Source organism: Micromonospora cathayae (assembly GCF_028993575.1).
Lineage (GTDB): Bacteria > Actinomycetota > Actinomycetes > Mycobacteriales > Micromonosporaceae > Micromonospora > Micromonospora cathayae.
Map to the genome: position 1 here is coordinate 3,393,593 of NZ_CP118615.1, position 16,971 is coordinate 3,410,563.

The following is a 16,971-nucleotide window of genomic DNA, read 5'->3' on the forward strand; positions in this document are numbered from 1 at the left end:
ACAGCAGGTGAATACAGCAATACGTCAGTTGCCGAGAGAATCGCCGAGGCGTTTCAGGGCGTCCCGGGTCGCCGTGGACGTGACCTGGGTGTAGATCTCCATCGTCACGGAGAACCGGGCGTGCCGCAGGATCCGCATGGCGACCCGTGGGTGGACGTCCAGGTCGGCGAGGAGCGTGGCGCAGGTGCGCCGGGCGTCGTGGACCGTGATCGGCTTGACTCCCGCCCTATCGCACCGGGTCTGCCAGGAACGCTGGAAGTTGCGCGGCTCGATGGGTGTGCCGTAGCGGGTGGTGAAGACAAGTCCGGTCTCGTGCCATGCCTTACCGGCGGCTGCTTCGGCCTCGTCGCGTTGGTGCTGCCTGAGCTTGAGGGCGGTCAGGCAGATGTCGGGCAGGGGGAGGGTGGCGTCGGACGCCTGGGTCTTGGTGTCGCGGTGCAGGAGCTGGCCGCGTACCCGTTGAAGCTGGCGGCCGATGGTCAGCTCTCCGGCGTCCAGGTCGACGTCCTCCCACGTCAGTCCCAGGGCCTCGCCCTTTCGAAGACCGGTGACGAGGACCAGGGCGTAGGCGGCGTAGAGGGGGTCCTCGTCGGCGCGGGCCGATTCGAGGAACTTGCGGGCCTCGTCGCTCGACCAGGACTTGCCCCGGCGGCGGCGGACGGTGGCGAGGGTGACCGGTACGGCCGGGTTCTTGGTGATGAGGTCTTCGGCTTGGGCGTGGGTGAGGGCGGCCCGCAATGTGGCGCGGATGTCGCTGACCGTGCGCGTCGAGGGGACGGCCCGGCAGCAGCGGCCGACCGCGCAGCAACGGCGCTTTTCCTTGCGGCGTGCGGTGTCCTTACCCTGGGCGCAGCACTGGCAGGTACGGGCCACCTGGTTGATCCAGGTCTGCACGTCCCGCGACTGGAGCCGGTCGAGCCGCTTGGCCCCGAGGCCGGGGGCGATGTAGCGGCGGACGAACGTCTCGTAGGTGGCGTAGGTCAGGGGTGCGCGGTTCGGTTCGACGATCTCGGACAGCCAGTAGGTGAGGAAGCTGCCCACGGTCGGGACCTTGGTCGCCACCGGTCCGGCCTTGGCCTGCTGGTGCAGCTTGATCCACTTGTCGTGGACGGTTTCGCGGGTCTGGCCGTAGACGTACTTGCGGGTGCGCTTGCCGTCGGGCTTGGTGACCCAGACGTACGCGGCGAAGCCGTTGCGGTACGGGAAGATGGAGCCTTCGCCGTTGGCGCGGGTACGGGCGGGCATCAGGCGGCCTCCTGCCGGTCGACCTGGTCGCGGATGTACTCGTCGACCCATTCGGGGAGGATGCGGCGGTACTTGCCGTCCTTGATGGAGCGCAGTTCGCCGGTGGCGATCTTCATCTTGACCTTGGACAGGCCGAAGCCGAGCAAAACGGCGACCTCGGCGGGGGAGTACCAGCGCGGGGTGAGGTGTCGGGTCATGCCGCCACCTCCGACCACGTCTCGTGGGCGAGTTCTTCCCGGCCGACGCGTTGGCGTTCGCGGTGTTGGGCGGCGGCGGTGTTGGCGAGCAGGGCGTCCCCGTCGGTCAGCCAGCCGGAGCCGGTGAAGGCCAGGACGCCGACCGTGATGGTGTCGTCGTGCTCGGTGCGGCGGTAGGTGGCGCGGATGTCGCGCAGGTGGCCGAAGGTTACCGAGTAGCGGCGGGCCTTGGTGAGGAAATGGCCGCCGTAGCCGAGCATGTGCCCCCAGCGGCGCAGCCCGGCGTAGGGGTTCGGTTTGCTGTCAAGGTCGCCTTGACGCCCGCCGGTGGGGGCGGCGGTGTTGCTGGTCGGGGTGTGGGTGGGGCGGCCGAGTCGCCAGCAGGCGTCGATGAGCCGGGCGAGGTGGTCGCCTTCCGGGTCGGCGTAGGCGTCAACGGTGTCCGGGGTGAGTCGGGTGGAGCAGTGGCCGGTGACCTCGGTGGACTTGGTGGCGTACTTCGCCAGGTAGGCGGCTACCTTCCCGTCGGTCACGTCCCCGTCGCCGTTCCCGATGCGGCGTACGTCGACCTGCTCACCCCAGGCGATCGACCAGCCCTGCGGCCGGTCTGGGTGCGAAGGTGTGGTGACGGTGATCTGTTGGGCGGCGGCGTGGATGGCGGCGTCGAGGTCGTCGGCGGTGATACCGGCCGGCGGCGGGACGAGGGCGTGCCGGTCGTGGGGGTTGACGCCGTCGAGGCGGAGCAGGACGTGGAAGTGCACCGCGCCCCGACGCTGCATCTCAGCGACCTTCCCGTGCGACACCCGCACCGGAGGCACCCGACGGACCTTGCCGGAGTCAGTGACGGCCTGGACGTGACCGATGCCGCGTCGGCGGCACAGGGCGGTGAGGTGGCGTTCGATGGCCTGCTTGGTGCGCCGCCACAGCTCGCCGGAGAAGTAGTTCCAGACGGCCTGGTGGTCGTGGTCGTAGCAGTCCAGGCACAGCGGCCGACCGAGCTGCGGATCGTCGGAGTCGTGGCGGGCGAAGCATGCCACGGCCTGCCCGTGCGGGCAGGTGCCAGGGGCGCGGCGGGCGTGGCAGGGTGCCGGGCGGCAGTCGCAGCGGCGCCGTCCGGTGCAGGTGTGCCGGGGGATGTGTCGGTGGTGCACCGCCCCGAACGACGGCGCGGTCAAGGTGGCGAAGACGACCGGATGCGCGGCGATCGTGGTGGGGACGGTCTTGCCGCCGGTCAGACCGCACCGAACAACCTGGAAGGCGTCGCCCGCGTAGACCCAGGCGCAGTCGGGACACTGGGCGGCACGGCGGTTCCCGCACGCCTTATACAGCGTCCGGTCGGGCAGCTCGTCGGTGTGCCGCTCCCCGAGCATCCGGCCGGTGTCGGGTTCGACGGCGGTGAGGGTGCCGGTCAGGCGGATCGGGCGGGTGCAGCCGGCGGCGGCGCGGGTGTGCTCCAGCCAGCCGAAGAAGTCCGGCGTAGCGGCCCGGTGCAGGGCTTGGGCGTCGCGGCCGGCGGCGGGGCTGGGGCGGTGCAGGGTGAGCAGGGTGGACACGGGTTTCTCCTCAGGTGGTGGCAGGGACGGATACGAACTGCCACCGGTCGTCGGAGCGATGTCCGTTGGTGGTGTTCGTGGTGTCTCCTGGCACCGCCGGTGAGGGCGGCTAACGCCGGAGGGCGGAAGCGTGGCCGAGCCACCGACCGCCTTTCGGGGAAGTCCTTCGGTCCGGGGATCGTGGGTGTGATGCCGGGACGGGTGGGTGCCTGATCGTCGGCATCCGGCGGGTTGCCGCAGGCAGTCCCCACCCGTCGAAGTGTGCGAATCCGGGCCATCGTGGACGGCAGGAAGGCCGTGCTGGGCCGCTCAGCGGATTCCGGGACCGGCACGGCGGCCGGTGCGATCGAGAGTCGGCGGGACGTGACCCGCATCAGCGGCAGGACGGCCGCTCGGCAACTCCGAAGTCGAGGTCAGCGATCCGGCAGGAAGGCCGCGCTGGCGTGCTCGACGAAGACCACGGTAGCACCGAGCACCGACACGTCAACCCGCCGTGATCCCGCACAGGAGGCGATCCGGCCGAGCTGCCGGCCGGTGTGGGAGGACTTTCTGTACATCTATCAAGGCGGCCCTGAACGGGCCGCACGCGCCGCCGCCAGGGCGCGCGTCCGTCGCTCCGCTGGCGCTCCGACTCCGGCCACGCAACACGCCCGGCGGCTGGCGCGGAGGGCGGGTAGCCCGGTGGGCCGCCGGACGACGACAGGCCGTTTCCCGGTGGGGTGGTGGGGCCGGCAGCCGGCCGGGCCGCGCGGCCGACACCCGCGCGGCGTAGGGGAGCGCACGCCGGGTCCGTCGGCGGCTGCCGTGTCGGTGGCGGGGTGGCGGTTACTGCGCCTCCGGCGGGGGCGCTCCGGCTCCAGGATGGCCGGGGGGTCCGTCGGCGGGTGCCGAGCCGTGGGTGGTTGCGGTAGCTATCCCGTCTGCCGTCGACCCGGGCGAGCCGAGCAGACCACCGCCCGACCCGCCAGCGTCCGTACGGGCGTCAAGGCCGTGTTGACGTGGCGGGCCGGGCGGCGGCCCGCTCCACAGGAGTGCGGGTCGACGGCAGACGGGATGGCTGGAAGGTTAGTCGATCGGTCATGTTAGTTTGGCTCGCATGAATCCGGCTTGGTTCGCCCTAGCGATATCAGTTCTGAGCTTGATTGTCTCTATATTGACATGGGCGCGTGGTCGTTTGAAAGTGGAGGCCAACCTCCGGCAGATCGTTCGATCCCATCCTGACGGACGGCATTCCGAAGCAGCATTTGTGCAGGTACATAACCTCGGAAGTCCTATAAATGTGTCACACGTTTCCTTCGAATTTGTTGCCAAGGAAGCGCCTGTCGAGGGCTTCGGATGGGCACCCTACTATATCCCCCAACCGAAGGTTGGCGAGGACGTGGAGGAGCTTGCAATGAAGATGTTCCTCGCCGACAATCGATCAATTGCGCAGGGTGCGACTGAAGCATGGTTTTACGAATTGAATACGCGCGATAGAGAGTGGGCTTCTCGGCCAAGGGTTGTTCGGGCGAAAGTGACACTAACGTCAGGCAAGGTCTTCTTGACTAATCCTGCGACAATTCGAATGGGTTTCGCAAGTGATAGTGGAATAGAGTGGATAGCTGATTCACCTTAGGCGTTCCTCGGTTGCGGAGTCGTGTGTGGCGTTCGAGGTGCCCCCTACTTGAGGACTGCGAGAAGGCTAGAGATGGCACCTATGAGCGCCGCGATGCCACTGAGTAGTGCCGTCCACTCACCTATTGTTGTAGGCCCATCGCGGTCGGTTCGTCTCGTACGCCTATTCATCAGCCTGCACTTTCCTCGATGGTCGTAGTTCGGAGGGTGGCTCTGAGTCAACGGTGTCTGGGCACGGGGCAGGTGAGCGGCGACCCAGGTGGATAGACCATGCGTTGCCTCTGACCACCAAACCTTCGGCACGCCATGAAGTCTGCAAGGGCGGTATGAGGCATGCAATTTGCACGTCGACTTTTGCTGAAACCGCACCGCGGTCAAGCTGCGCTCACGGGAAGCCCTTGGGGAGTCAACTGGGTTGACGTACGAGACGAACGACGCCGGGCGCGCCGGACAGCTAAGGGGGCACCGTGCCCGGTGCGTGCCCGACGCAGCGGTCAACACCGGCTATCAGTGGTCAGTCGGCCGACCGTGAACCGGACTCTCTGTGCTTCGCGGGTCAGTCGGTAAGGCCACCGAGAGCACAGATCAACCCGATTCCCAAGCTGGCAGTCTGTCCCGGACGCACGTGGCTCTGTTGCTGTCGACAGCAACGGTGACAGCAACAGGGGCCAGACGTGGAGGGCCGGGTACGGAGGGCTACGGATCAGCGGCCGACGTCAGGGACGTGCGCGGACGCGCCCGGACGGAGCGCGCAGAGCTTACAAGCGAGGGGTCGGAGATCATCGGCCAGCCGCAGGCATCGAAGCGTCCTTGGCTTTGCGGGTGTAGCGCGGAGGTGTAGTCGAGCGAGCGCGGGGAGTTACGTGGTCGTGTGGTGCGGGTGTAGCGTCCTTTGTGGCGGCCCGTCGGGGTAGAGGCCGACGGGTCCGCCGCCCCAGCCCTCTACCTGGGAGTGCGTCGTGTCGCCTATTGCTGATCCGCGTTTCGGTGCGGAGCTTCGTCGGTTGCGTGCCGAGGCGCGGGTTTCGCTTCGTGCTCTCGCGCACGTGGTGTATCAGAGCAAGAGCCAGCTTCACGACCTGGAGGCGGGGCGTCGGCAGCCGAGTGATGATGTGGCGCAACGTTTGGACGATGCGTTGGGTGCGGGTGGTCGGCTTGTCGCGTTGGCTCGTCCGCCTGAGTTGCCGGACGACGGTGCCGACCGCATCGCCTTTGCCGTTCGTCATCCGACGCGGACTGATCCGGCTACGGTCGATGCCCTGGCGGACCTTCTGGCGAGTCAACGCCGCCTTGACGATGTTCTTGGCGCTGCCGCCGTCATGCCGGCGGTCCAGGCCAATCTTGATCTCGTCAGTCACCTGGCGAGTGAGGCGCATGATGACCTGCGTGGTCGGTTGGTGTTTCAGGCTGCGCAGTGGGCGCAGTTCGCTGGTTGGTTGGGTATCGCCGCTGGGGATCATGGCTGGTCGCGGCATTGGTTGAACCAGGCGTTGGAGTGGTCGGTCGAGAGCGGGCATGAGGCGCTGGTGGGGACGGTGTTGTCGTTCCGGGCGGATTTGGCCGGGCAGTCAGGCGACATCGGCGCGCTGCTCGGGGTGACGCGGGCGGCGTTGACCAGGCAGGGTATGTCGCCGGGGCAGTTGGCGTACGACCACTATCAACTGGCCCGCGCGTACGTCCTCGCTGGCGACGCGCAGGCGGCGGTCAGTACGGCGGTGGCGGCCGACGATCGAGCGATAGCCGCCCTGGAGTACGGGGGCGAGATGCCGCCGTGGGACTACTACCGGGACCGGGCGTTCTTCGACCTGGAGGCCGGTACCACCCGGGCCGCGCTGGGCCAGCACGAACGGGCGGTGGAGTTGTTGACCGCTGGCCTCGACGGCCTGGACGCGGACTCGGCTTCGGCCGACTGGACCGGCACATACGTGTGCCACTTGGCCGGTGCGCAACTGGCGATCGGTGAGCGCGACGGTGCGGCGCAGTCGGTGGAACGAGCGCGGTCTATCGCTGCCCGGAACCGGTCCGGCCGGTTGTCCGCTCTTGTCGGGGAGTTGGCCGTGTCCCTGGACGCATGACTGGACGTGTGCTACCTGGAGCGTGACCGTCTGATCACCCGATGCTGTGACCAGGTGGGTTCGTCCCGGTTGTCGTAGCCGGTAGTTCCGTGACCCGCCTGGAGCCGGGCGCGGCGGTGTCGGTCCTTCCCCAGCAGCATGCCGTCGCGCCCCTACCAAACGGAGGTGGGGATGAGCGACGATGCGCCGGCCGAGAGCCGAGGCGAGCAGATCCAGCAGGCGGAACGGGCAGCCGCCAGGCAACGAATCCTGGACCTTGCGGAGAAGGAACGCATACCGGTCGAGGAAACCACCCGCGCTGTTCCTGACCGGCGGTGGCGGCGTGGACAGTCCTGACCGGTTGCCGGTGGGGCGTCGGGTGGCGTACTGGCGTGGTCGGCGGAAGCTGTCGCAGCAGATGTTCGCTGACCGGCTGGGCAAGTCGAAGAGTTGGGTGGACAAGGTCGAGCGCGGTGTTCGGTCGCTGGACAAGTTGTCCACGCTTCAGGAGATCGCCGCGGTGCTGCGGGTCGATCCGGCGGTCCTGTTGGGCCGGGATGTCGAGCGGGTCGAGGTGGCCGAGCGGGCTGAGGGTGTGGAGCGGATCCGGGTGGCGTTGTCGCGGTACGAGATCCCGCTTGCCCGGCCGGCGGGCCGTCGCCCGGTGCTGCCCGTGGACCGGATGCTCCGGGAGGTGGGGTACGCGTGGACGACGTTCCAGTACGCCCGGTACCAGCAGGTGATCGATCTGGCCCCGGATCTGTTGACGGATGCGCAGCGCACCCACGCCCAGCAGCCCGGTCCGGGGCGGGTGCCGTTGGTGGAGGCGTACCGGATCGTCAGCGCGCTGCTGGTCAAGCTCGGGCAGGCGGAGCTGGCGTGGCTCGCGGTGGACCGGGCGATGCTCGCCGCGACCGGGGACAGGTTTCTGGTGGCCGCCGCAGCCGTGCAGCTCGGTCAGGTGTTACGGGTCGCCGGCCGGGTCCGGGAGGCGAAGTCGGTGATGCTCGCCGCCGCGTACCGGATCGCCCCGCCGGTGATCGAGTACGGCACCCCGCCTGAGCTGTCCCTGTGTGGAACGCTGCTCGTGCAGGCTGCTCTGGCAGCGGCACAGGGCGGGGACGATGCCACGACCGCTGAGCTGATCGGCGAAGCGGCCGGTATGGCGGCCCGGGTCGGGGACGGGCACGACTACCACCGGACCGGGTTCGGGCCGACCGCCGTCGACCTGGCCCGCACCGCCGCCGCCGTCGAACTCGGGGACGCGCGGGACGCGATCGGCTGGCACGAGAAGGCGACCGGTCGGGCCGGCTGGCGGTGGCTACCGGCCGAGCATCGAGCCGCGCATCTGGTGGACGCGGCCCGCGCCTACCTGCACGCCGATGATCCGGCCAGCGCCGCCCGGGTGTTGGTCGAGGCGGAACACACCGCACCGGCCGAGATCCGGCACCGACCGGTCGCCCGCGAGGTGCTCGCCGAGATCGCCCGCGATCCGCACGCCCCGACCAGCCTTACGCAGCTCGCCGTGACCCTCGGGGTGGGCTGACTGGTGACCGCGCCGTTCCTGTCCCTGGCACAGATCCGCAACCGGCTGATCCTCACCGCCCGTACCGTCCTCCGCCAGCACCGACCCGGACCCGACGGCCATTGCCGGACGCCGGACTGCCCGGTAGCGACCGCCGCCCGCAACGTCCTCCGTACCGCCGAGGAAGTACAGCAGCGAAGTACAGCAACCTCCCCGACCGAACCCGACCGGGACGACCCCCAGCAGGCCCGATGACCTCGGACGGCACCCGATCCGACCGGCCTGCCGACAGTTCACACCGAAGAGGTCACTGGTTCGATCCCAGTATCGCCCACCATAAATACGGCAAGCTCAAGGCCCCTCAATCGAGGGGCCTTGACTCGTTTCTGTCGACCAGTGCTGGCCCGGAGGCAGCGAGAAGGCAGCGAAGCATGCCAGCACCTGACGGTCAGATTCGGAGCACGTCGGCTGGAGCGCGGATCTCCCACCCGAAAGCGGAGCATGCGCTCTGCGGTACCTGGGCCGACGTCGAGAGTCCCCGTCCGCCGAGGTCTCCGGCCAGGTCCAGGGTCGATGGGCCTGGCTCCGGTCTCACCTGCGTGGCTCCGCCGTCGATGTAGGCGGATGTCGAAACCGGTGGACGAAGACCAGTGCAGTTCCGACACTCGGCGTGTGATCGACATTCGAGACGCCGGGGTGCGGGTCCGCGCAGGTGAGCTGGCGAGCGAGGAACTGCCGATGATCGCGGCAGAAGCGCTTGCCGAAGGGCTGGACACCCCATCGCTGCGGGAACTCGCCGGGCTCTCGGCAGGCGAGTACCGCGAGGCACGCGAGCTGTTGGACCGGGTGGTCGCCGAGTTGGGTCTGCCCGCGCTGCCGGACGAGGACCAGGCGGTCTGGGAGATGGCGGTCTTGGCTGCACGACGAATGGTGGCCGGGGCCGTCGCGCCGGTGGACGGCGCGCAAGCCATCGCGGCCTATGCCGGGTCTCTGGGGTTTCCGGAACCCCTTGCCACGTTCGCCTTCCTGGCCGACCTGTGGGAGGACAGCGCGGCCGATCGCGCTGGGCTCGAACATGACATGGTGCACGCGGCGGAGTCGATCGTGTGGGAAGCGGACGAGCTGGCGTGACCGGCGCGGCGACCGGGCAGCCACAGGCCGACCTGCCGTCGACCTGCCCCGCGAGCGGTCGCTACGTCGCCGGCGTGTTGTACCGGTCCAGCGTGGCCTTGGACGTGGAGGCGTCCTGGAAGACGAGTTCCCACGGGCCGGTGTTGACGTCCATGTCCTTGCCGAACCCGACCCACTTGCCGGCCATCCGTCGGCCCGTGGGCTCAGCCAGAAGCTGGATGGCACCGTGGTACCGGGCACCCCGGTAGTAGCCGGCCGGGTCGGTCTGCTCCACCCACGTGCCGGTGATGACTGCACCGTCCACGGTGAGGTCGAGTGACAGCGACGATGTCGCCGAGCCGGGCAGGCTTCGGACGGTCAGCCGGTCGCCGTGCTGGAGCACCACCACGAAGTGCTGCCCGGCGAAGGACTCTTCCCGACCGCTGGAGAAGTACTGGTAGCGGCTGAGCCAGACGCCCTCGTACGACCGGTAGGTGGAGGCCGGCCGGGACGTGGGCGTCGGTGTGGCCAGGCTGGACGTGGGAGACGTCAAATCGTGCCCACCGTGCTCGTCGTCGGCGACCTGGCCGTCGGGCACTGCCGCGAAGCCGAGCAGCGAGATGGGTAGGCCGGTGACGACCTCCAGCGCGCGGGCGTAGACAGGTCGCGGTGCGGCGATCGCCCCGGACTCCCACCGCTGGACGAGTCTCTTGTTGGCGTCGTTGGGTTCGCCGACCCGGTGGCCGGCGGCTTGGAGCGCGCGAGCGAAGTCGTCCTGGCTCATACGCATTCCGGTGCGGACAGCGCGCAAGGCGGTGTTCGGGGCGGTCATGACCGCCACTCTAGCGGTATGTCGTCTAGATGTCGCCGGCTAAGAGGCTGCTTTGTCGCTCTTTGAGTCGTCGCGATCGGCGACAAGTAGGCGTCATTGTGGACGCTGTGCGGCGTCGGCAGGTGCCGCCGCGTTGCCGACGGAGGTAGAGATGCAGGGTGCGGGCGACGACCCGGCGGTGAGCCGGGGAGAGCAGCTCCAGCAGGCGGAACGGGAGGCGGCGAAGCGTCGGCTGCTCGACTTGGCCGAGGCGGAGCGGATACCGGTGGAGGAGACCACCGGGCGGTACCGGACCGGCGGTGGCGTCGTGGACGACACTGATCGGCTGCCGGTGGGGCGGCGGGTGGCGTACTGGCGGGGTCGGCGGAGGTTGTCGCAGCAGTTGTTCGCCGATCGGCTCGGTAAGTCGAAGAGTTGGGTGGACAAGGTGGAGCGGGGTGTCCGGTCGCTGGACAAGCTGTCGACGCTTCAGGAGATCGCGGCGGTGTTGCGGATCGATCCGGCGGTCCTGGTGGGTCGGGGCGTGCCGCCGGTCGAGGTGTCCGAACGTGCTGAGGGTGTGGAGCGGATCCGGGCCGCGTTGTCCCGGTACGAGATTCCGCTTGCCCGGCCGGCGGGCCGTCGGCCGGTGCTGCCCGTGGACCGGATGCTCCGGGAGGTGGGGTATGCGTGGACGACGTTCCAGCGTGCCCGGTACCAGCAGGTGATCGACCTGGCCCCGGATTTGCTCACCGATGCCCACCGCACCCACGCCCAGCAGCCCGGTCCCGGGCGGGTGCCGTTGGTGGAGGCGTACCGGATCGTCGCTGCGCTGCTGGTGAAGCTCGGGCAGGCGGAGCTGGCGTGGCTGGCGGTGGACCGGGCGATGCTCGCCGCGACCGGGGACCGGGCTCTGGTGGCCGCCGCAGCCGTGCAACTCGGCCAGGTGCTGCGCGCCGCCGGCCGGGTCCGGGAGGCGAAGTCGGTGCTGCTCGCCGCCGCGTACCGGATCGCCCCGCCGGTGATCGAGTACGGCACCCCGGCCGAGCTGTCCCTGTGCGGCACCCTGCTCATCCAGGCCGCCCTGGCGGCGGCACAGGGCGGGGACGAACCGGCTGCCGTTGAGCTGATCGACGAAGCGGCCGGTATGGCGGCCCGGGTCGGGGACGGCCACGACTACCACCGGACCGGGTTCGGCCCGACAGCCGTGGACCTGGCCCGCACCGCCGCAGCCGTCGAATGCTGCGACGCCCGGGACGCGATCGGCTGGCACGAGAAGGCCACCGGGCGGGCCGGCTGGCGGTGGCTACCGGCCGAGCATCGGGCCGCGCACCTGGTGGACGCGGCCCGTGCCTACCTGTACGCCGACAGTCACACCCAAGAGGTCACCACCCCGGCTGCACGAGCCGCAGGGCGATGCCTGTACGGATCTGCTTGACCAAGCCCTCCTCGACCGGCACAGGCGTTTCAGCTCGGCGGCGGGATGTTCGACGTCCGGACAGGCATCGACACGTCGCGTGGCCAGTCTCCCAGGTGCGGGAACTGTCGAAGGTAGCGCTCGCATCCCGTGACGAAGTCACCTTGTTCAGGTGGCAGGCGGGTCGTCATGACGACGTCGCGTGGGACGGTCCCGCCGGGCCGCAGCATCCGAATCTGTTCGTCGATGAACGTCCCGCCCCCGAGTTCGGCGGCGGCCAGCGCCAGGGCCGTTGCGACGACAACGCTCACACACGTGCGATAGGGGCTGAAGACGGCCTCGACCTCGCCACCGGTCTCCGGAGCGTGGTCGATGACCATCAGCCGGACGCCGTCGTGGTAACCGGCGATGTCGATTTCATAGTGGATGGCGGCGGGTGAACCGTCGGTGTCGCGGGCAATAGGGTCACCGATGGTGGTGGACATCAGTTCGGCTCCATGAAGGTGCCGGCCGGCGGCGACGCGGCGTCCCCGTTCGTATCGGCGGTCGACGGCAACGTCCAGTTCGGGTGCCACCTCGACGCCGACAAGATCCGCCAGAGTGCTCCGTGCGGCGATCAGCACGGCGGCGAGCGGGATGGCTCTCGGCAACGACGCCTCAAGGTCGATCGACACGCAGAGACTCTAGATCTGTTGGTTGGGCTGGCCGAACCAGCGGGTGAGGTGGGCGTCCAGGTCCAGCTGATCGTCGCCGATCCAGGCGACGTGTCCGTCGGGGCGTAGCAGGAGGCCCGGCACGTCCAGTGCGTCGGTGGGATCAGCGAGGTGGTCGACCCGGTCCGACCAGCCGCCGACGGTCAGCCGTCCGGTACGGTCCAGCAGCAGGCCACGGCCGCGATGCAGCAGACCGTACAGGCGGCCCGGTGCCACGTCGAGGTCGCGCAGGCGGCGGCCGAGCAGGTCGGGGCCAGGTCCGAGGTCGTACCGGACGCCGATCCCGGTGATCTTCTCGATCAGGTGGCGGTTCACCTCGTCGAGGTCCATCAGTTCGGTGAGCAGCCTGCGTACGGCCTGTGGGCCCGGTTCGGTGGACGTGAGTTCCAGCTGGGCGCGGGTGTTGTCCAGCACGTCCGCGGCGACCGGGCGACGTTCGGCCTGGTAGGTGTCCAGCAGGGTGTCCGGTGCCCAGCCGTGCACCTGTGCGGCCAGCTTCCAGCCGAGGTTGACGGCGTCCTGTACGCCCAGGTTGAGGCCCTGCCCACCGATGGGTGGATGGATGTGGGCGGCGTCGCCGGCCAGCAGCACCCGCCCGACCCGGTACCGGTCGGCCAGCCGGGTGGCGTCCCCGAAGCGCGACAACCAGCGCGGGGAGTGCACACCGAAGTCGGTTCCGGCGATGGCCCGCAGCTGGTGCCGGAAGTCCTCGATGGTGGGCGGTTCCGCACGGTCGCTGACCCCAACGGCCGGGACGACGACGCGATAGGCCCCGCCGCCGAACGGCTGGAGGCTGAACCGTTTGTCGGTCGCGCGGATCTCGGCCACCCGGGCGGCGATCTCCTCCGGCGGCACACCCACTTTCATCTCGCCCATCAGCGTCTCGGTCCGCGCGGGTTCGCCGGGGAAGCCGACGCCGAGCACTTTGCGTACCGTACTGCGTCCGCCGTCGCAGCCGACCAGATATCGCGAGCGCAGCTGTTCCCCGTCGGCCAGTTCGACGGTCACCCCGTCGTCGTCCTGGTCGAGACCGGCCACCGTACGACCGTGCCGCACCTGTGCACCCAGTTCGATCGCATGTTCTTCGAGCAGGTGGACGAGGACCGGTTGCGGGATGCCCAGCAGATAGGCGTGCGCGGTGTCCAGGTTCTGGGGTGCGGGTTTGTCGATGGCGGCGAAGAAGCCACCGGCCGGACGTCGTCTGCCGCGTTCGAGAATCCGTTCCAGCAGCCCGCGCATGGCCATCAGTTCGATGCTGCGAATGTGCAGGCCGACGATGCGGACGAACGACACCGGTTCGGTTTCCCGCTCCAGGACGAGTACCCGCACATCGTGCAGCCGCAGTTCGGCGGCGAGCATCGCACCGGTCGGTCCGCAACCGGCAATGATCACGTCGTACGACAGAGAGCGCATGAGTGTTGCCTTTCGGGAGTGCCCTGTTGGTGGGGCGCTCCCGGCGACGGTTACGTCAGCCGCCCGGCCGTGACGGGAAGGGGGAGCGCCCACGTCGATACCGCGTTCATGGGTCTCACCTCCTCGGCCGGTGTCACGGTCGGCCGCAAACTACCGGGGGTCGTTCCGTCCGGTCCACCGGTTATCGACGGGGTGAACGGCAGCGTGGGTCCGCGCCGGTGGGCCGGTTCCGTCCGCCACAGAAAACCACCCCGCGTTTCCGGGTGCTCTCGATAGGGTGTCGCCCACAGTGCTGTGTCGACCACGCCGGGGGTCCGGCCAGAATCGGAGGTCCCTGCTCATGGCCGGTAAGTCGTATCAGGTCATCGTGCGCGGCAAGTTCCCGCCGTTGGACGACAGGCAACGGGCCGATCTGCTCGCCAGGGCCGACGATCACGACGTGTACCAGGCGAGGTTCACCGAGGAGGGCACCCTGACCTACGAGCGGTCCCTGCTCGGGTTCACCTTCCGTTGCCTGGTCCCGGCCACCGAGGAGGACGGCGAATCCGTCGTGACCGGTAGGGCGGAGGCGCTCGCCGGGGCGGCCGTCCGCGGGCTCGGTGCCGACTACCGCGACCTCACGTCGGTGGCGACCGACCTGGACAGCATCAAGATCCGTCGCCGGGGACACCCAACCGGGTGACGGTCGGGACAGGCCCGCACACCGGTCGCCCGGCCGGCGTCGTTATCGTGCGGCGCATGGCTGTTCCCGGTTGGCTCGACGACACCCGGACCTCGTACGACACGGTGGCGGTCAGCTACGCCGACCTGCTGCGCGACGCGCTCGCCGCCGAACCGTTCCAGCGGGGCATCCTCGCGCTCTTCGCCGAGCTGGTACGGGCTCAGGGGCCGGGCGTGGTCGCCGACGTGGGGTGCGGTCCGGGCCGGATCACCGGGTACCTGGACGGCCTCGGCCTGGACGTGTTGGGTGTCGACCTTTCACCCGGGATGATCGGGGTGGCCCGGCGGGACCATCCCGGCCTGCGGTTCGAGGTGGGCTCGATGACCCGGCTCGACCTGGCCGACGACTCGCTGACCGGCCTGCTGGCCTGGTTCTCCCTGATCCACGTCCCCGACGACGAGGTACCGGGGGTCCTCGCCGAGTTCCGGCGGGTGCTGCGGCCGGGTGGTGTGGTGCTGCTCGGGTTCCACGCCGGTGACGGCAGTCGACTGAAGACCGAGGGTTACGGCGGTCACCCGATGCACGTCCACGTGCATCGCCGCCGGCCGGAGCGGGTCGCGGCCTGGCTGGAGGCCGCCGGGTTCACCGTCGAGGCCGAGCTGACACACCGGCCGGCCCCCGACGTCGAGGGTGGTTTCGTCTTCGCCCATCGCTGAGCCGGGGGTGGCCGGGTCCGCGACTGCCGACCCGGCCGGCACCGGAATCCGGACGCCTGAACGGCCTGCGGTGTGTGAGTATGGCGGCCGTCCCGAAGGAGGTGGATCATGCTCGGCCCGGACGTGCGGGTGCCGGACCGGCTGCGGCACGCCGTGTTCGTGGCGAGGCCGTTGACCGTGGACGTGGCGACCCTGGACTATGCCGCCTACCTGGCCAGCCCGGATGTCATCCGGGTGCACAGCGACGGCCGGTGGCCCACCGACGGGTTCACCCTGCGGCGGGAACTCGAGCAGGTGGCGAAGCACCAGGCCGACCACGAGGCCCGCCGTGCCTTCACCTTCCTCCTCCTCGACTCTTGCGAGGAGGAAGCGCTCGGTTGCCTCTACCTGAACCCGCTCCACGAGTACCTGGGCCGGGTCCGGGCTGAACCCCGGACGGTGTGCGGCTTCCCGCCGGAATCCGCGATGGTCACCTTCTGGCTTCGACAGGATCGACAGGACGCCGCACTGGCGGAGGCGGTGGCGGGAGCCGTGAACGACTGGCTGGTCGACGACTGGCCGATCACCGCGCATCTGTTCCGGATCCTGCCGGACGAGTGGACGTCCCGTACGGCGCTGGAGCGACTCCCGCTGCGGCGGGTCGATCTGTCGCTGCCCGGGGAGCATCGTCCGTACCTGTGGTACCAGCCGCGCTAGCCGTCGTTCCGGGGGCGCTACCGGCCCGGTGGCACCGGGACGCTAGGACGCCTGGCGGACGGGCATGTCGGCCAGCCAGACGTCGGCCAGGTCGGCGAGGGGGACGTCGAGGGCCTGGCTGAGGCAGACCACGGTGCCGAACGCCGGTGCGGGCAGCCGGCCCGCCTCGATCTTGCGCAGCGTCTCGGGGGAGATGCCGGCCGCCAGGGCCACCTGGACCAGGCTGCGACCGGCCCGCGCCGCCCGGAGGGCGGCTCCGAGGCGCTGGCCGGCGGCGATCTGTTCGGCGGTGAGTGGTTGGCGGACCATGCCAGCAGGATAGCCCTCCGGCGTCCCCCGACCGGGCGTGGTATAAAAATGCCGGTATAAAAATACCGACACCGGGGAGAGGGAGGCCGTCGTGATCGAGCTCAAGTCCGCCGAGGAGGTCGACCGGATGGCGGTGACCGGCCAGTTCGTCGGCGAGCTGCTCGCCGAGCTGAGCGGGGTCGCCGCGGTCGGCGTCAACCTGATGGACCTCGAACACCACGCCCGCCGCCGGATCGCCGAACGCGGGGCCGAATCCTGCTACTGGGACTACGCTCCCTCGTTCGGTCGCGGGCCGTTCCGCAACGTGCTGTGCCTGTCGGTCAACGACGCGGTGCTGCACGGCCTGCCGCACGACTACGTGCTGCGCGACGGCGACCTGCTCAGCATCGACATGGCGGTCGGCATCGACGGCTGGGTCGCCGACTCGGCGGTCTCCGTGATCGTCGGCACCCCCGACCCGGAGGACCTGAAACTGATCGAGGCCACCGAGGTCGCCCTGGAGGCCGGCATCGCCGCCGCCCGACCCGGTGGCCGGCTCGGCGACGTCTCCGCCGCGATCGGCGAGGTCGCCCACTCCTACGGCTACCGCGTCAACGGCGAGTTCGGCGGCCACGGCATCGGCCGCACCATGCACGAGGCCCCGCACGTCGCCAACGACGGTCGTCCCCGCCGTGGCCTGAAACTGCATCCCGGCCTCACCATCGCCATCGAGCCCTGGTTCTGCCGCTCCACCGACCGGATCAGGTTCGACGCCGACGGCTGGACGATCCGCTCCGCCGACGGCTCCCGTACCGCCCACTCCGAACACACCGTCGCCGTGACGGAATCCGGCCCCCGGGTCCTGACCCGCCGCCCCACCCACGGCGTCACCCCGGCCGAACCCACCGGAAAGCCCGCCACCACGTCCTGACCAACCGTCACCCCGCCCGCTCGCCAG

The 16,971-nt window shown here is 69.6% G+C and carries 18 protein-coding genes; 10 read left to right on the forward strand and 8 right to left on the reverse strand.

Annotated features, from left to right (window positions below; all coding sequences use genetic code 11):
- Nucleotides 1–24 precede the first annotated feature (24 nt).
- The 4 genes from PVK37_RS15695 to PVK37_RS15710 all read right to left on the reverse strand — a co-directional run bounded on the left by PVK37_RS15695 (nt 25) and on the right by PVK37_RS15710 (nt 3,552).
- Entirely contained in the window at nt 25–1,245 is a 1,221-nt protein-coding gene (locus PVK37_RS15695) for a tyrosine-type recombinase/integrase (RefSeq protein WP_275034745.1), read from the reverse strand.
- On the reverse strand, nt 1,245–1,442 hold the full coding sequence (locus PVK37_RS15700) for an excisionase family DNA-binding protein (protein ID WP_275034746.1): 198 nt from the start codon (nt 1,440–1,442) through the stop codon (nt 1,245–1,247). The genes PVK37_RS15695 and PVK37_RS15700 overlap by 1 nt, the downstream gene beginning before the upstream one ends.
- Nucleotides 1,439–2,995, reverse strand: coding sequence for a replication initiator (locus tag PVK37_RS15705; RefSeq protein WP_275034748.1), 1,557 nt, complete (start codon nt 2,993–2,995; stop codon nt 1,439–1,441). Before PVK37_RS15705 ends, PVK37_RS15700 begins: the two co-directional genes overlap by 4 nt.
- Nucleotides 2,996–3,408: 413 nt before the next feature.
- Complete coding sequence (locus PVK37_RS15710) at nt 3,409–3,552, reverse strand: hypothetical protein (protein ID WP_275034749.1); 144 nt, start codon at nt 3,550–3,552, stop codon at nt 3,409–3,411.
- A gap of 2,016 nt (nt 3,553–5,568) precedes the next feature.
- Between PVK37_RS15710 and PVK37_RS15715 the strand changes: the two genes are divergently transcribed.
- From PVK37_RS15715 to PVK37_RS15735, 5 genes are all read left to right on the forward strand, one after another.
- The gene (locus PVK37_RS15715; RefSeq protein ID WP_275034750.1) at nt 5,569–6,684 is read left to right on the forward strand and encodes a helix-turn-helix domain-containing protein; all 1,116 of its coding nucleotides are present in this window, start codon (nt 5,569–5,571) and stop codon (nt 6,682–6,684) included.
- 171 nt (nt 6,685–6,855) lie between these two features.
- On the forward strand, nt 6,856–7,020 hold the full coding sequence (locus PVK37_RS15720; protein WP_275034752.1) for a hypothetical protein: 165 nt from the start codon (nt 6,856–6,858) through the stop codon (nt 7,018–7,020).
- The gene (locus PVK37_RS15725) at nt 7,007–8,209 is read left to right on the forward strand and encodes a helix-turn-helix domain-containing protein (RefSeq protein ID WP_275034753.1); all 1,203 of its coding nucleotides are present in this window, start codon (nt 7,007–7,009) and stop codon (nt 8,207–8,209) included. Before PVK37_RS15720 ends, PVK37_RS15725 begins: the two co-directional genes overlap by 14 nt.
- Before the next feature lie 3 nt (nt 8,210–8,212).
- Nucleotides 8,213–8,443 (forward strand): hypothetical protein, encoded by a 231-nt coding sequence (locus PVK37_RS15730; protein WP_275034754.1) that lies wholly within the window; start codon nt 8,213–8,215, stop codon nt 8,441–8,443.
- Nucleotides 8,444–8,860: 417 nt separating this feature from the next.
- Nucleotides 8,861–9,319, forward strand: coding sequence for a hypothetical protein (locus PVK37_RS15735; protein WP_275034755.1), 459 nt, complete (start codon nt 8,861–8,863; stop codon nt 9,317–9,319).
- Nucleotides 9,320–9,380: 61 nt separating this feature from the next.
- Here the strand turns inward: PVK37_RS15735 and PVK37_RS15740 are convergent, their stop codons facing one another.
- On the reverse strand, nt 9,381–10,139 hold the full coding sequence (locus PVK37_RS15740) for a helix-turn-helix domain-containing protein (RefSeq protein ID WP_275034756.1): 759 nt from the start codon (nt 10,137–10,139) through the stop codon (nt 9,381–9,383).
- A 142-nt stretch (nt 10,140–10,281) separates the two neighbouring features.
- Between PVK37_RS15740 and PVK37_RS15745 the strand changes: the two genes are divergently transcribed.
- A complete protein-coding gene (locus tag PVK37_RS15745) occupies nt 10,282–11,547 on the forward strand; it encodes a helix-turn-helix domain-containing protein (RefSeq protein ID WP_275034757.1) in 1,266 nt (421 codons plus the stop codon).
- A gap of 29 nt (nt 11,548–11,576) precedes the next feature.
- On the opposite strand, the gene PVK37_RS15750 is transcribed toward PVK37_RS15745, so the two are convergent.
- A complete protein-coding gene (locus tag PVK37_RS15750; RefSeq protein ID WP_275034758.1) occupies nt 11,577–12,200 on the reverse strand; it encodes a hypothetical protein in 624 nt (207 codons plus the stop codon).
- A 9-nt stretch (nt 12,201–12,209) separates the two neighbouring features.
- Nucleotides 12,210–13,652, reverse strand: a complete 1,443-nt coding sequence (rox, locus tag PVK37_RS15755; RefSeq protein WP_275034759.1) for a rifampin monooxygenase — start codon at nt 13,650–13,652, stop codon at nt 12,210–12,212.
- A gap of 340 nt (nt 13,653–13,992) precedes the next feature.
- On the opposite strand from rox, the gene PVK37_RS15760 reads away from it, so the two are divergent.
- The 3 genes from PVK37_RS15760 to PVK37_RS15770 all read left to right on the forward strand — a co-directional run bounded on the left by PVK37_RS15760 (nt 13,993) and on the right by PVK37_RS15770 (nt 15,725).
- The gene (locus PVK37_RS15760; RefSeq protein WP_275034760.1) at nt 13,993–14,334 is read left to right on the forward strand and encodes a DUF6204 family protein; all 342 of its coding nucleotides are present in this window, start codon (nt 13,993–13,995) and stop codon (nt 14,332–14,334) included.
- Between the two features lie 56 nt (nt 14,335–14,390).
- Nucleotides 14,391–15,029 carry a class I SAM-dependent DNA methyltransferase gene (locus PVK37_RS15765; protein ID WP_275034761.1) on the forward strand — a complete coding sequence of 213 codons (639 nt, stop codon included), beginning with the start codon at nt 14,391–14,393 and terminating at the stop codon, nt 15,027–15,029.
- Nucleotides 15,030–15,137: 108 nt separating this feature from the next.
- Nucleotides 15,138–15,725 (forward strand): hypothetical protein, encoded by a 588-nt coding sequence (locus PVK37_RS15770; RefSeq protein WP_275034762.1) that lies wholly within the window; start codon nt 15,138–15,140, stop codon nt 15,723–15,725.
- Nucleotides 15,726–15,767: 42 nt separating this feature from the next.
- Here PVK37_RS15770 and PVK37_RS15775 read toward each other — a convergent pair whose 3' ends face one another.
- Nucleotides 15,768–16,034 carry a helix-turn-helix domain-containing protein gene (locus PVK37_RS15775; protein WP_275034763.1) on the reverse strand — a complete coding sequence of 89 codons (267 nt, stop codon included), beginning with the start codon at nt 16,032–16,034 and terminating at the stop codon, nt 15,768–15,770.
- 91 nt (nt 16,035–16,125) lie between these two features.
- On the opposite strand from PVK37_RS15775, the gene map reads away from it, so the two are divergent.
- On the forward strand, nt 16,126–16,944 hold the full coding sequence (gene map, locus PVK37_RS15780; RefSeq protein WP_275034764.1) for a type I methionyl aminopeptidase: 819 nt from the start codon (nt 16,126–16,128) through the stop codon (nt 16,942–16,944).
- Nucleotides 16,945–16,971 lie beyond the last annotated feature (27 nt).